Below are 14,582 nucleotides of genomic sequence, written 5' to 3'. Positions count from 1 at the left end.
GGCCCGGCGGCGTTCAAGGGACAGGATCGGGTAAACAGGATGGAGACATGCACACCAGGTGGAGATGGGTCCTGTTCGGCCTCGGCGTCGCCGTGGCCGCGATCGGGCCGCTCGCGGCCACGGGCGGTCCCTGGTACGCCTACGTCTTCGGCGGCCTGTGGTTCCTCATGGGCGCGACCGTCGCGTGGCGCACGGCGAGCCTGGGCACCAAGCTCACCCCGGAGGGCATCACGTCGAACGGGCTCGACCGGCAGAGCACCATCGAGTGGTGCGACGTCGAGAGGGTCGAATCGCGGCGCAAGCGGAATCTGATCTTCTTCCACACCATCGCGCCGATGATCAGACTCCGGAGCGGCAAGCGGACGCTGACCGAGCTGAGCCTGCTCTCGATCAAAAAGGACTCCGTGCCCGAACGGACCGCGAAGCACGTGACGGAACTCCAGCGGGCACTGGCCGTGCACCGGGCGAACTGCCCGGCATGTGGAGCGCAGCCCAAAGCGCTCGCGACCCGGCAGGGGATCGTCGGTCGGCTGCGAACGAGATTGCGCGGGCTAATGGGCGGAAATGGCGATCGGTCCATCGTCCGATGACCGGAACCCGTTACACGGCAACACCGTTCACCGTTGACGCAGGCTTGACATTCCCCTCTATCAGCTCTTGACTGGAGGGCGGTTGCTCGTTCCGTTGCGGAAAAGAAACGCGCAGCACTAAAAGCGCGCCTTTTCAAGCGACTGAACAGTCCAATGTGGATCCCGAGAATACTCCGGGAAGACGATTGCCCATCGCGAGGCGAAGAGATGTGCTTCGGAGCACTCTTTACCCCACGAAGGGCACATGCGCCGTGAAGAACTGGAGACGCCGCACCGGAACGGTCTTGCTGACCGCGGTGTTGGGCACTACCGGGTTCGGCTTCGCCGCCACCCCTGCCATCGCGCAGAACGCACCGCAGCAGCAGCCGGCCGCTGACAAGCAGCTGGACAAGCAGGACAAGGCGCTCGTCGACCAGGCCGCCCGCGAGGGCAAGCCGACCGTCGACCTGCTGGTCGCCGCCGAGAACGGCAAGACCGACGCCGCGATCGACGAGCTCGAGGCGCTCGGCGCCACGGTCCAGAAGACCGAGAAGGACGTCGACTACATCAAGGTGACCATCCCGCGTGACAACGCGGCGAAGGCTGCCAAGCTGGCCTCGGTCAGCACGGTCGACGTCGACGGTCTCGTCGCTCTCGACAACCCGCGTCCCGAAGGCATGGAGCAGCCCGCTCCGCAGAAGGCGCCGGACTCGAAGACGCCGCGCGTCAACCCGTACATGCCGACGCAGGACACGCAGGCGGCCCAGTTCGCCCTCGCGAACCCGAAGTGGGACGGCCGCGGCACCACGATCGCCGTGATCGACTCCGGCATCGACCTGGACACGCCCGCCCTGCAGACGACCAGCACCGGTGAGCGCAAGATCATCGACTGGTACAACGCGAACGCCACGAACTCCGGCGACGGCACCTGGGTCACCATGACCAAGACCGGCCGCGTCGGCAAGTTCACCGAGGGCGGCAAGCAGTACACGGCGCCGGCCACCGGTGGGCCCTACTCGTTCGGCCTCTTCAGCGAGACCGCGGGTGACCTGAACCTCGCGAACAGCGAGACCGGCGGTGACATCAACCGCGACGGCGACCGCACGGACGCCTTCGGTGTCATCCAGGACATCACGACGAAGGAAGTCTTCGTCGACGTCGACGGTGACGGCGACTTCACCAACAACAAGCGCATGATCGACTACAAGGTCAAGCAGGACATCGGTTACTTCGGTACCGACAACCCCGCGACCCCGGTCGTCGAGCGCATCTCGTTCGTCGTGCAGACCGACCGCTCGATCTACGACAACGCGGGCACCCCGTACGTCAACCTGGGCATCTCTGGTGCGGCGCACGGCACGCACGTCGCCGGCATCACCGCCGCCCACAAGATGTTCGACGGCAAGATGGCCGGTGCCGCGCCTGGCGCGAAGCTGATCGGCATCAAGGCCTGCCTCTCCACGCCGTCCTGCACGAGCTCCGGTCTCATCGACGGTGTCCTCTACGCCGCGCGCAACGGCGCCGACGTCGTGAACATCTCCATCGGTGGCCTCCCGGCCCTCAACGACGGCAACAACGCCCGTGCGGAGCTCTACAACCGCACGATCAACGAGTACAACGTCCAGATCTTCATCTCGGCGGGCAACTCGGGCGCGGGCGCCAACACCGTCGGTGACCCGTCGGTCGCCACGGACGCGGTGAGCGTCGGCTCGTACATCACCAAGGAGACCTGGCTCTCCAACTACGGCTCGAAGACCGCGCAGAAGCAGAACCTGCACGGCTTCTCGTCGCGCGGCCCGCGTGAGGACGGCGGCTTCAAGCCGAACATCGTCGCGCCCGGCTCGGCGATCTCCACCACGCCGCGCTGGCAGGCCGGCGGCCCGGTGGCGGGCACCTACGCCCTCCCGCCCGGCTACTCGCAGTTCAACGGCACGTCGATGGCCGCCCCGCAGGCGACCGGTGCCGCCGCGCTGCTCGTGAGCGCGTACAAGGCCACGCACGACGGCCAGAAGCCCACCAGCGCCGAGCTGCGCTACGCGATCCAGCGCAGCGCGAACTACGTGAACACCCTCGGTGCCTACGAGCAGGGCGCGGGCCTCTTCAACACCAACGCCGCGTGGAAGCTGCTGGACAAGCACTCCGTGCCGGACCAGGTCACCACGTCCGTCGCGGTCAACACCGTCCTCAGTGGACTGCTGGCCACCCCGAACGTCGGTGTCGGCATCCACGACCGTGAGGGCGTGACCGCGGGCCAGGAGTACACCCGCACCTACACGCTGACGCGCACCACGGGCCACGACGACGAGACGTACAAGGTCTCGTGGAAGGGCAACGACGGCACGTTCACGGCGCCGAAGAAGGTCGACCTGCCGCTGAACAAGCCCGTCCAGTTCGCCGTCAAGGTCAAGGCGAAGACCGCGGGCGTGCACAGCGCCGTCCTGCAGCTCGACAACCCGGAGACCCCCGGTGTCGACGTGCAGACGCTGAACACCGTGTTCGCGGCGGAGAACTTCAACGCCGCCAACAAGTTCTCGGTCACCAAGTCGGGCACCATCGCGCGCAACCAGTCGACCAGCCTCTTCGTGAACGTGCCCAAGGGCACGACCGCGCTGAAGGTCGACATGAACGCCGGCGGCGCCGAGGCCGGCAAGGGCCAGGTCCGCTTCCTGCGCTTCACCCCGCAGGGTGTGCCGCTCGACGTGACCAGCTCGACGAACTGCTACAACCCCGACGCGGGTGCCGGTTGTGCCGGTGGCACGCCGACCAGCCGCACGGTGGCCAGCCCGATGGCCGGTGTCTGGGAGATCGTGATCGAGGCGCGCCGCACCTCCGACGCCGACTCGGCGCCGTACTCGGTGACCGCGTCCGTGCTCGGCACGACGATCAGCCCGAACCCGGACGTCATCGCGTCCGGCACGATCGGCACGCCGATCGAGCGCAGCTACACCGTCACGAACACGCAGGCCAGCTTCAACGGCCGGCTCGCGGCGGGCGCTGTCGGCAGTGCCAAGACGGCCCGCCCGACGATCGCGAACCTGGCGTCCCAGCAGTACCAGGTCGTGGTCGGTGCAGGCTCGTCGAAGCTCACCGCCACGATCGGCAACCCCGCCGACCAGGGCGCTGACCTCGACCTGTCCGTCTACAACTGCACGACGGGCAGCTGTGTGCTCGCCGGTCAGACGGCGGACGCGGACTCCGAGGAGTCGGTGACCATCACCAATCCGGCGGCCGGCAACTGGCTCGTCGTGGTGGACGGCTACGCGGTGCCCGCGGGCACCACGGAGTACGACTACTTCGACGTCTACACCTCGGCCGCTCTCGGCACGCTGTCCGTCACGGACAGCAACGCCGACCGCGCCGCCGGTGCGTCGTGGAACGCGACGGGCGTCATCACGCCGCTCGGCCAGCCCGGTGCCGGCCGCGTCCTGCGCGGTGAGCTCGAGGTGCGCACGGCCGACAACACCGTCGTCGGTGGCGGCGCCGTGATCGTTCAGGCAGTCAGCTAGCAGCTCGCAAGAACGCAGAAAGCCCCAGGGTCCACGAGATCCTGGGGCTTTCTACGGTTCCGGCAACCTGTTGCTCAGCGGCTCGTCCACATCCACCTTGGACACACCGGCGATCAGATACGCGTCTTCCACCTTGTCGACCGGCATCTCGGCCCGCAGGTAACCGATTCTGGGATCCCGCGACTCGACGGTCGCGCCCAGCCTCTCCAGTGCCTGCTCGACCTCCTCGTCGCGTCCCTGCTGCACGGAGATCATCAGTGGCACTGTGAGGTGGCCGTCGCGCTTCGCCTGCTCGATCCGGAGCTTGTCCGGTTTTGCTGAGGACACGATCGGCACCTCCGCCAAGGGCACGGCTGGAGACCCGTTCGTACCACAACTGCCGAGAGCCAGCGCGCAAAACGCGACGGCGAGCGGTCTTCTCATGATCGAAGGACGGAACGGCTCCCGCAGGCGGTTGCACCGGATTCTCCGGGCGTTCTACTGCCGAGGACCCGCAAACGCTTGCTCCCGCAGTGTGCCGTCCGCACTCTCACCGAACACCCGTGCGTCCGTGTGCTGGTCAGAGGCAGGTTGCGCCTTCTTGACCCCGGTGACCGCCCGCGTCCTGATCTGAGGCAACGCACTGTTGTGCTGCCGGTGCACCCAGTCGACCAGGTGCTCCCTGGTGAGACAGCGCAGGTCCCACAACTTGCCGGCGTCAGCGGCGCTCACGAGCGCACGCACCCGCACGAACCCCTGCGTAGCTTGCGTCACCTGCAACACGGACACCCGCCCGTCCCACAGGTCGCTGCCCTCCAGCATGGACCGCATCTCCTGCCGCATCGCCTCGACCGGCACAGTCCAGTCGAGATCGAGCTCCACGGTGCCCAGCAACGCCGACTGCGTGCGCGTCCAGTTCTCGAACGGCGTCTTCAGGAAGTACGACGTGGGCAACACCAGCCGCCGGTCGTCCCACAGGTGCAGCACCACGTACGTCAGCGTGATGTCCTCGACCCGCCCCCACTCACCGTCCACGACGACAACGTCATCGAGCCGCACCGCGTCGCTGAACGCGATCTGCAGCCCCGAGATCAGGTTGCCCAGCAACGACTGCGCGGAGAACGCCGCCACCGCACCGATGACAGCGGCAGACGCCAGCACGGTCGACCCAACAGCCCGCGCGCCGGGGAACGTCATGAGGATCGCCCCCACTGCCAGCACGCCGATGACCACCAACACCAGCCGCCGCACCAACGTGACCTGCGTGTGCACCCGCCGCGCGTGCCGGTTGTCGGTGACGTCCGTGCGGACCCGCGACAGCGAGACGTCCACCAGAGTGCTGATCAACGCCGCCAGCAGCCACGCGCCGGCCAGGATCAGCGCGATGCCCAGCACGTGCAACACAACCGGCACGTCCACCGGGTAGACGCTCAGGCTTATCTGGGCGGCCAGGAGCGCTCCGAACGCCTGGCCAGGGCGGTACATCTTGCCGCTGTGGGTGAAGCGGCGGACCAGCCTGTGGACCACTTCCACCACGAGCAGTGCGAAGGCCACGGAGCAGCCCATGACGACGAACAGCACGGTTCCCTCCTTTTGGTATCGAGGTGGGGTACCCGGCCTCCGATCGGGTGAACACCATGAGCCACCTCACGGCCAGCGGCGAGTGCGGTTTGAGTCACAGCGACCAAAAGGGTGTTGCATCGCGGGTTTGAGTTTGCAAGACTCAAACCATGTTCACCACATCGGAGGCGCTGGACCTGGTCGAGCGCACCGCGTCGGCCGAGGCCCTGTTCGGGCCTCGCACCACCGACCCCGGCAAGCGCAAGGAGGTGCGGCGCCGCTACCGCGCACTGGCCGCCGTCCTGCACCCCGACGTGGTCGGACCAGCCAACACGCGGGCTCACACGGCGTCGGCGAACCTCACCCGCCTGCACCACGAGTGGACCAACGGCACGACCGTCGAGCTGCAAACCAGGACCGGCGCCTACCGCATCGGCGAGCCGTTCGCGGTCGGCAGCATCGCCAACCTCTACGAGGCGGACGGCCCGTACGTGGTCAAGGTGGTGCGCAACCCGGCGCTCAACCCGTTGCTGCACGGCGAGTGGCAGGCGCTGCGGGCACTGGAGCGCTTCACCGATTGGAACCCGTGGCTGCGGGCGTTCTACCCACGGCTGCTCGACACGTCCGGTGACGTGGCCAAGAACTCGCGCGCCTTCACGGTGCTCGACCCGCTGCTCGACGGGTTCGTGACGCTGAAGGACGTGCAGAACGCCTACCCGGATGGACTGGACGGGCGCGACTACGCGTGGATGCACCGCAGGCTGCTCAAGGCGCTGGCCGGCGCGCACCAGATCGGTCTGGTGCACGGGGCCGTCACCGCCGAGAACGTCCTGGTGCACCCGGAACAACACGGCATCGTGCTCGTCGGCTGGTCGTTCGCCGTCGAATCCGGCCAGAGGCTCCTCGCGACCAGCAAGACCATCGCCTATCCGCCGGAAGTGCAAGCACAGCAACCGGTCACGGCCGCGACGGACGTCCACATGGCACACACGCTGATGGCAGACACGTTGAACCCCAACGAAAACCGGCAGATCGCCTTCGCCAAAGGATGTCAGCAGGAACGACCTCAGCGCAGGCCCGACGCCGCCGACCTGCTCGGTGAGTACGACGACCTGCTCGAAGAACTATACGGGCCAAGGGTTTTCCGCCCGTTCGCACTTCCCCAGACAGGAGAATGACCATGGGACACGGCAAGTGGGACGACAACGCGTACGCCGCGGCGAAGACCTTCCGCGCGGCCAAGGGGATCGCTGACTTCGGCTACACCGCGTCGATCAAGGGGAACCCCGCGTCGAGCTGGAAGGCCGCGCCGAGCCTTGACCCGCTGAACGTCGCGTACCGCGAGTGCCGCGACTCGCCCGACCACGCCGACTCGACACCGATCGCGGTGCTCTTCGACGTCACCGGGTCGATGGGCGCGGTGCCGCGGATCATGCAGGGCAAGCTCGGCAAGCTGCACGGGTTGTTGCAGCGCAAGGGATATCTCGCGGACCCGCAGCTGATGTTCGGTGGCATCGGGGACGCCGACAGCGACCGGGTGCCGTTGCAGGTCGGGCAGTTCGAGTCGGACAACCGCATGGACGAGCAGTTGCGGGACATCTTCCTCGAAGGCAACGGTGGTGGGCAGAAGAGCGAGTCCTACGAGCTGGCCGCGTACTTCGTGGCACGGCACGTGGTCACCGACGCGTGGCAGAAGCGCGGCCGCAAGGGGTATCTGTTCATCATCGGCGACGAGCTGAACAAGCCGCGGCTCGAGGCCCGGCACATCCGCCGGATCATCGGCGACGACGTGAAGCAGGACATCGACCCCGTGTCGGTGTACCGCGAACTCGCCCGCAAGTGGAACGTCTACTTCATCCTCCCCAACCAGTCGTCGTACTTCAACGACGACAGCATCGGTGAGCACTGGCGGGCCATCCTCGGCCAGAACTTCCTCAAGCTGGACGACCCCGGCGCGGTGTGCGAGCTCATCGCGGCCACGATCGGCATGGAGGAGCAGGTGGTCGACCTCGACCAGGCCCTCGTCGACCTCGCCGAGATCGGGTCGGTCGCCGAGAGCAAGGCCGTCGGCAAGGCGCTGGTCGCGGTCGGCAGTGGCAAGCGCGCGGTCGTCGCGGCTCCGCTGGGCATCGACGGTCCTGACGACGTGGCGCTGAGCTGATGAACGACCACGTGATCGTCGTCGGGCTGGGGTTCGGTGACGAGGGCAAGGGGGCCGTCGTCGACGCGTTGTGCGCGGAGGGGAGCGTGTCCACCGTCATCAGGTTCAACGGGGGAGCGCAGGCCGCGCACAACGTGATCGCCGACGGACGGCACCACACCTTCAGCCAGTTCGGGTCGGGCACGCTCGCGGGCGTGCCGACCTGGCTGTCGCGGTTCGTGCTCGTCGAGCCGATCGCGCTGGCGACCGAGTCACGTGAGCTGGAGGCGCTCGGCGTCGCGAACCCGCTGTCGCTGGTGTCGGTCGACGCCCAGGCGCTGCTCACCACGCCGTTCCACGTCGCCGCGAACCGGGCCAGGGAGAGGGCCAGGGGCGGCGACCGGCACGGCTCGTGCGGGAAGGGGATCGGCGAGACGGCCTGGTACGGGCTGCTCGCCGGGGCGCGCGAGGGGGACGTGGTGGAGGGGCAGCGGGTGCTCGGCGAACCGGGCCCCGCTCCCACCGTCGGCGACTGCCTGAACCCCAACCAGCTCAGGCAGCGGCTCGACGCGCTCGGCCGGTTCTACGAGCCGTTGATCGGTGAGGGTCCGAGCGTGGACGACCTGGTCGGCCTCTACGGAGCGTTCGCGGACGCCGTCCGGATCACGCAGGGCCACGAAGGGCTGCTCGACGCCGGACGGGTCGTCTTCGAAGGCGCGCAAGGCGTTCTCCTCGACGAGACCTACGGCTTCCACCCGCACACCACCTGGTCCACAGTCGTGCCGCGCAACGCCCGTGAGCTGCTGCAAGGGCGTCCGGCCCGGGTGATCGGCGTGACCAGGACCTACCAGACGCGTCACGGCGCCGGCCCGCTGCCGACCGAGGACCCTGACGTGCTCGCCAGGTTCCCGGAGCGGCACAACGGCACCGGCGAGTTCCAGGGCGCGTTGCGGGCCGGGCACCTGGACGCGAACCTGCTGCGCTACTCCGTCGACTGCTGTGGGGGTGTCGACGGCCTTGCGGTGACGCATCTGGACGCTCACGGCCTGAAGGTCGCCACCGGTTCGACCCTGGAAGACCTGTCCGACCCCGTCGCGTACCTGGAGGCCCTGCTCGATGTCGACGTGCTCGTCACCGGCGCGGGGCCGACCAGGGCGGACTACGCGGTGCGGGACAATCCACGACGTGATCGAGTCGACGTTGGTATCGGTGGACGTGATCGTGCTCCGGTTTGACCCGGAGGCACGCGCGGTGCTCGTGGGGGTCGCACCGCGCGCACAGGAGCCGTTCGCGGGCGAGCTGGCACTGCCCGGCGTCCTGCTGGGCAGGGGTGAACGGCTGCGCGACGCGACCACCAGGGCCGTCACGGGCAAGCTGGGCCTCACCGAGGAGTCGGTGACCGCGACCGGCCAGCTCGCCACCTTCGACGAACCGTCGCGTGACCCGCGCGGGCCGACGCTGTCGATCGCGCTGTGGGCCACGGTGACCAGGGCGACCGGCGACCTGGCCGTCTGGACCAGGCTCGACGCCGTGCCCCCGCTGGCCTTCGACCACGACCGGATCGTCGCCGACTCGCGGCCGTTGCTCGCGGACAAGCTCTGGCGCGACGTGCCGTTCACCGCGGGGCTGCTCGGACCCGAGTTCACGACGGCGCAGGCGCTCGACGTCACCGAGTCGCTGACCGGCGACCGTCCCTACCCGGCCAACCTGGGCCGCACGATGGACCGCGTGCCGGGACTCGGGCGCACCAGCGAACACGCGGCCGCGCTGCCCAAGGGTGGCCGGCCGCCGCTGGTGTGGAAGTGGTCTAGCGAGGTAGTTCGGGCTTGAACAGCCAGCGGTCGAGCAGGTCGCGGTGCCCGGCGAGCAGGAGGAAGTCCTCGGTCGTCACCGATCCGTGCCGGTTGCGGGCGCACCACTCGCGCAGCAGCGCGAAGAACGAGTCGTCGCCCATCTCGCGGCGCAACGCGTGCAACGTCAGCGCCCCTCGCTTGTAGACCCTGTCGTCGAACCAGTCCGCGCGCGGCGGGCGTCCGATGACGAGGTTCTGCGGCTGGCGACGCAACAGATCCCTGGCCGCAGCCGCGCAGGCGTCGGCGGACCGGCCGCCGGAAGCCTCGGACCACAGCCATTCCGAGTAGCAGGCGAAGCCCTCGTTCAGCCAGATGTGCTCCCAGTCGGCGATGCCGACCGAGTTGCCGAACCACTGGTGCGCCAACTCGTGCGCCACCAGCCGTTCCGACCCGCGCCGCCCGTCCACGTGGTTGGCGCCGAACGTCGACAACCCTTGCGCCTCAACGGGAACGTCGAGCGCGTCGTCGGTCACCACGACGGAGTACCGGGGGAACGGGTAGGGCCCGAACAGCGACGAGAACAACTCGATCATGGCGTCCTGCCGGCCGAAGTCGTGCGCCACCAGCCGACGCAGCCGCGCGGGTGCCCACACGTCCGGCAGCGCCTCGACGTACTGTCCGATCTGGACGGTCGCGAGGTAGGTCGCCATCGGTTCGGCCATCGAGTACGTCCACCGGGTCGTGCTGCCGGAGACCTTGCCGTCGACCAGCACCCCGTTGCACACCACGGTGTACGGCGACGGCGCCGTCACCTCCAGGTGGTACGAGGCCTTCGACCACGGCTCGTCGAGGCACGGGAACCACGACGGCGCCCCGATGGGCTGCGAGGCCACGATCGAGCCGTCGGTGAGCTCGTCCCAGCCGAGGTCGCCCCATTCCGGCGTCGAGATCGGCTTGGGCGTGCCCGAGTACCGGACGTCGACCGTGAAAGCCCCTCGCACGGCCGCACGCACGTTCAGGACGCCACCGGCGTGCCCGTAGCGCGCGGGCCTGCCGTTCACCAGCACCTTCGAGATCCGCAGTGGACCGAAGGACAGCGAGAACGACGACAGCGAGCTGCAGGAAGCCTGCAGCACCGCACGCCCGGTAAGGCGTGCGGAGTGCGGCTTGTAGTCAAGCTCTAACGCGTAATGGTGTACGGAGAAGCTCATGTCCACGCGGAGATCGGGTTGCCCAGCCAACGGGTTCCCGACGGTACATCCTCTCCGCGCATGACGAGCGAGGCGGGTCCGATCGTGGTGTGAGCACCGATGGACGCACCGGGCAGCACGATGCCGTGCGGGCCCAAAGTGGAACCGGCGCCCAGTTCCACGCGGTCCATCCGCAGGATCCGGTCGTGGAACAGGTGCGTCTGCACGACACAGCCGCGGTTGACGGAAACGCCGGCACCCAGCTTCACCAGGTCGGCCTCGGGCAGCCAGTACGACTCGCACCACACGCCACGGCCCACGGACGCGCCCAGCGAGCGCAGCCACAGGTTCATGATCGGCGTGCCGCCGGAGAACCCGATCAGCCACGGCACCGCGAGCACCTCGACGAACGTGTCCGCCAGCTCGTTGCGCCACACGAACGCCGACCACAGCGGGTACTCGCGGACCTTGAACCGGCCCACGAGCGTCCACTTGGCGACGACGGCCACGAGACAGGCGAGCACACCGGCGCCCAGCAGCACGAGGCCGGAGGCCCAGAGCCCGAACTCCTTCAGCGCGAACAGCACCAGCACGACGAGGGCGACGTTCAGCATCACCGGGACGAACCGGCACAGCTCGACCAGCGCCCGCGCCCACATGAGGTGCTTGGGCGGGTCGAACGTGCGCGACTGGTCCGACACCTCGGCGGCGCGCGGCAGCTTCATCGGCGGCATGCCCAGGTACGACGACCCGGCCTTGGCCCGCTTCGGCGCCGCCGACAGCACGCCGACGAGCCCGCCCTTCGGCACGGTGCGTCCGGGCGCGGTCATGCCCGAGTTGCCCAGGAACGCCCGCTTGCCCACTCGCGCGGTGGCGATGCGCAGCCAGCCGCCGCCGAGCTCGTACGTCGCGACCATCGTGTCGTCGGCCAGGAACGCGCCGTCGCCCACCCTGGTCATCTTCGGCAGCGCGACCACCGTGGACGCCTCGACGTGGCGGCCGACCTTCATGCCGAGCAGCCGCAGCCACACCGGCGTGAACAGCGACGCGTACAGCGGGAACAGGGCCGTGCGCGCGTTGTTCATCAACCGCTCGGTCGTCCACGCCGCCCACGCGACGCGGCTGTGCACGGGGTAGTGGCCCTCGCGCATGCCGATGCCCAGCAGCCGCACCGCGACCAGCACGATCAGCGCGTACGAGCCGAACCAGATCGCGGAGGCGACCGGGACGTCCCACAGCGCCGACGTCAGCGTGACCGGGCGGCGCAGCACGTAGAGCAGGGCCGGGGCCGCCGCGAGCAGCGGCAACGCGCCCAGCAGGCCGGACGAGAAGCCGTACATGAGGTTCCAGAAGCGCGACCGCTCCGGACGGCGGGACGGGAACGACCGCGCCGCCTTGCCCTCGCGGATCGCCGGGACGCCCGCCCAGCGCTGGCCGGTCGGCACGGAGCCGCGGACACCCGAACCGGGCGCCACCTCGGCCTTCTTGCCGATCTTCGCGCCGGGGAACAACGTGCTGCGCGCACCGACCGTGGCACCCGCGCCGATCCGGACGCGGCCGATGCGCAGCCGGTCGCCATCCAGCCACCAGCCGGACAGGTCGACCTCGGGCTCGACGGCGGCGCCGCGCCCGACCTTGAGCATGCCCGTGACGGGCGGCAGCGAGTGCAGGTCGACGCCTTCGCCGATCTTCGCGCCCAGCGCCCGCGCGTAGTGCGTGACCCAGGAACCGGACAGCTCGGTGGCGCGGGACATCTGCGCCAGCATCTCGGCGGTCCACAGTCGCAAGTGGACGGAACCACCGCGCGGGTACTCACCGGGCTTCAGGCCGCGCAGCAGCAACCGCGCACCACCGGCGGAGATCGCGAGGCGGCCGGCCGGGCTCAGGAACGCCACGAACCCCGCGGCGACCCACCACCACGACACGGACGTCCAGCCCAGCACGTTCGACAGCGCCGTCAGCGCCACGACCCAGCGCGCGCCGGAGACGGTGAGCAGCGGGATCATCAGCAGCGTCTGGACGACACCGGTCCAGCGCGGCGTCGGCGCGACCTCGTGCACCTCGGCCGTCTCGCCGTACGACTCCAGGCGGCGAGCCAGCTTGTAGAGCGTCGGGTTCTGGTAGACGTCCTGGACCGACGTGCTCGGGTAACGCGTGCGGATCATCGAGACGAGTTGCGCGGCACCGAGTGAGCTGCCGCCGGACGCGAAGAAGTTCGCGCCTTCGGAGGCAGGCCCGGAACCGAGCACCGCGGCCCACTGCTCCGCGAGCCAGCCCTCGACGCCCGAGAACACCACTCCCGCGGTGTCCATCGACTCGAGCGGCCACGGCAGCGCGGCGCGGTCGACCTTGCCGGACGTGCGCGTCGGCAGCGTCTCGACCACCGCGAGCAACGGCACCAGCGCGGCCGGCAGTGCGGTGCGCAGCTGCTCGATGGCGGTGTCCTGGTCGAACTCGCCGTCTGTGACGACATAGCCGACGAGGATCTGGTTGCCGCCGCGCGTCGTGCGCACGGCAGCGGCCGCACCGGCGATACCGGGCAGCGCCGCGAGGGCCGCGTCGACCTCTCCCAGTTCGATTCGCCGGCCGCCGAGCTTGATCTGCTCGTCCGCGCGGCCGAGGAAGACGAGGCCCTCCGGCTCGGCGCGGACCATGTCACCGCTGCGGTACGCGCGGTCCCAGCCCATCGAGGGCAGCGGCGCGTACTTCTCGGCGTCCTTGGCCTCGTCCAGGTAGCGGGCCAGGCCGACGCCACCGATCACGAGTTCGCCGGACTCGCCCATGGGCACGACCTCGCCCTGGGGGTCGACCACGACGAGTTCCCAGCCGTCCAGCGGCAGGCCGATGCGTACGGGGCCCGTGCCGCTCATCTGGGCGGCGCAGGCGACGACGGTCGCCTCCGTGGGGCCGTAGGTGTTCCAGACCTCGCGGCCGGGGACGGCGAGCCGCTCAGCGAGTTCGGGCGGGCAGGCCTCGCCGCCGAAGATGAGCAACCGGACGTCGTCCAGGGCCTCGACGGGCCACAGCGCGGCCAGTGTCGGCACCGTGGAGACGACGGTGATCTCCTGCTCGACCAGCCACGGCCCCAGGTCCATGCCCGTGCGCACCAGCGAGCGCGGCGCGGGCACCAGGCAGGCGCCGTAACGCCACGCGAGCCACATCTCCTCGCAGGAGGCGTCGAACGCGACGGAGAGCCCCGCCAGCACCCGGTCCTCCGGGCCGATCGGCTCGTCGGTCAGGAACAGGTTCGCCTCGGCGTCCACGAACGCGGCGGCGCTGCGGTGCGTGACCGCGACGCCCTTGGGCTTACCGGTCGAACCGGACGTGAAGATGATCCACGCGTCGTTGTCCAGACCCGGTTCGCCGGGGACGCCGAGCGTGGTGCCGTGCAGCACGAGGGAACGGCCCTCGCCGAGCACGGCACTCACTTGCGCCTCACCGAAAACGAGCTCGGCACGCTCGTCCGGGTCCTCGAAGTCGACCGGCACGTAGGCCGCGCCGGCCGCGAGGGTCGCCAGGATCGAGACGTAGAGGTCGACGGTGCCCGAGGGCACGCGGATGCCGACCCGGTCGCCGACCCCGACGCCCTCGGCAGCGAGCTTTTCCTTGAGTTCCAGTACTTCCGTGATCAGTGCGCGGTACGTCAGCGCGGTGGTGCCGTCGTCGACGGCCAGCGCGTCCGGGTGCTTCTCGGCACTCGCGCGCAGGATGTCCAGGAGGGTGCGCGGTGTGGGCGCCTCGCCTGCAGTGAACATCGATCGAAGGACAACGGGTTCAGCCGCAATCGTCACGTCAGCGTCACTTCTCACCCTCTCGGCAACCGGTAGCCGTGCAACTTTACAGCC

The 14,582-nt window shown here is 69.2% G+C and carries 10 protein-coding genes; 6 read left to right on the top strand and 4 right to left on the bottom strand.

The genetic code is table 11. The annotated features are described in order from the left end of the window. Window positions 1–47: 47 nt before the first annotated feature. Both IEY88_RS09125 and IEY88_RS09120 read left to right on the top strand, forming a co-directional pair. Window positions 48–590 (top strand): hypothetical protein, encoded by a 543-nt coding sequence (locus IEY88_RS09125; protein WP_189154164.1) that lies wholly within the window; start codon window positions 48–50, stop codon window positions 588–590. A 251-nt stretch (window positions 591–841) separates the two neighbouring features. Beyond that, window positions 842–4,075, top strand: coding sequence for a S8 family serine peptidase (locus tag IEY88_RS09120; RefSeq protein WP_189154163.1), 3,234 nt, complete (start codon window positions 842–844; stop codon window positions 4,073–4,075). Between the two features lie 51 nt (window positions 4,076–4,126). On the opposite strand, the gene IEY88_RS09115 is transcribed toward IEY88_RS09120, so the two are convergent. Both IEY88_RS09115 and IEY88_RS09110 read right to left on the bottom strand, forming a co-directional pair. Next, the gene (locus IEY88_RS09115) at window positions 4,127–4,402 is read right to left on the bottom strand and encodes a hypothetical protein (protein WP_189154162.1); all 276 of its coding nucleotides are present in this window, start codon (window positions 4,400–4,402) and stop codon (window positions 4,127–4,129) included. A gap of 150 nt (window positions 4,403–4,552) precedes the next feature. Next, on the bottom strand, window positions 4,553–5,635 hold the full coding sequence (locus IEY88_RS09110) for a mechanosensitive ion channel family protein (protein ID WP_229693203.1): 1,083 nt from the start codon (window positions 5,633–5,635) through the stop codon (window positions 4,553–4,555). A 149-nt stretch (window positions 5,636–5,784) separates the two neighbouring features. On the opposite strand from IEY88_RS09110, the gene IEY88_RS09105 reads away from it, so the two are divergent. From IEY88_RS09105 to IEY88_RS09090, 4 genes are read left to right on the top strand one after another with little or no spacing between them, the layout of a single operon-like run. Then, window positions 5,785–6,792, top strand: coding sequence for a protein kinase family protein (locus IEY88_RS09105; RefSeq protein WP_189154161.1), 1,008 nt, complete (start codon window positions 5,785–5,787; stop codon window positions 6,790–6,792). Window positions 6,793–6,794: 2 nt separating this feature from the next. Beyond that, entirely contained in the window at window positions 6,795–7,775 is a 981-nt protein-coding gene (locus IEY88_RS09100; RefSeq protein WP_189154160.1) for a hypothetical protein, read from the top strand. Continuing rightward, on the top strand, window positions 7,775–8,989 hold the full coding sequence (locus IEY88_RS09095) for an adenylosuccinate synthetase (RefSeq protein ID WP_189154159.1): 1,215 nt from the start codon (window positions 7,775–7,777) through the stop codon (window positions 8,987–8,989). Before IEY88_RS09100 ends, IEY88_RS09095 begins: the two co-directional genes overlap by 1 nt. Next, window positions 8,940–9,584 carry an NUDIX hydrolase gene (locus IEY88_RS09090; protein ID WP_189154158.1) on the top strand — a complete coding sequence of 215 codons (645 nt, stop codon included), beginning with the start codon at window positions 8,940–8,942 and terminating at the stop codon, window positions 9,582–9,584. Before IEY88_RS09095 ends, IEY88_RS09090 begins: the two co-directional genes overlap by 50 nt. Here IEY88_RS09090 and IEY88_RS09085 read toward each other — a convergent pair. Together IEY88_RS09085 and IEY88_RS09080 are read right to left on the bottom strand one after the other, a co-directional pair. Next, window positions 9,562–10,758, bottom strand: a complete 1,197-nt coding sequence (locus IEY88_RS09085) for a M1 family metallopeptidase (RefSeq protein WP_189154157.1) — start codon at window positions 10,756–10,758, stop codon at window positions 9,562–9,564. The two genes, IEY88_RS09090 and IEY88_RS09085, sit on opposite strands and share 23 nt — an antisense overlap. Further along, a complete protein-coding gene (locus IEY88_RS09080) occupies window positions 10,755–14,492 on the bottom strand; it encodes a Pls/PosA family non-ribosomal peptide synthetase (RefSeq protein WP_189154156.1) in 3,738 nt (1,245 codons plus the stop codon). Before IEY88_RS09080 ends, IEY88_RS09085 begins: the two co-directional genes overlap by 4 nt. Window positions 14,493–14,582: the final 90 nt, after the last annotated feature.

The sequence above is a fragment of the Lentzea pudingi genome, from assembly GCF_014646255.1.
GTDB lineage: Bacteria > Actinomycetota > Actinomycetes > Mycobacteriales > Pseudonocardiaceae > Lentzea > Lentzea pudingi.
This window is presented reverse-complemented; position numbering and strand designations above follow the sequence as displayed.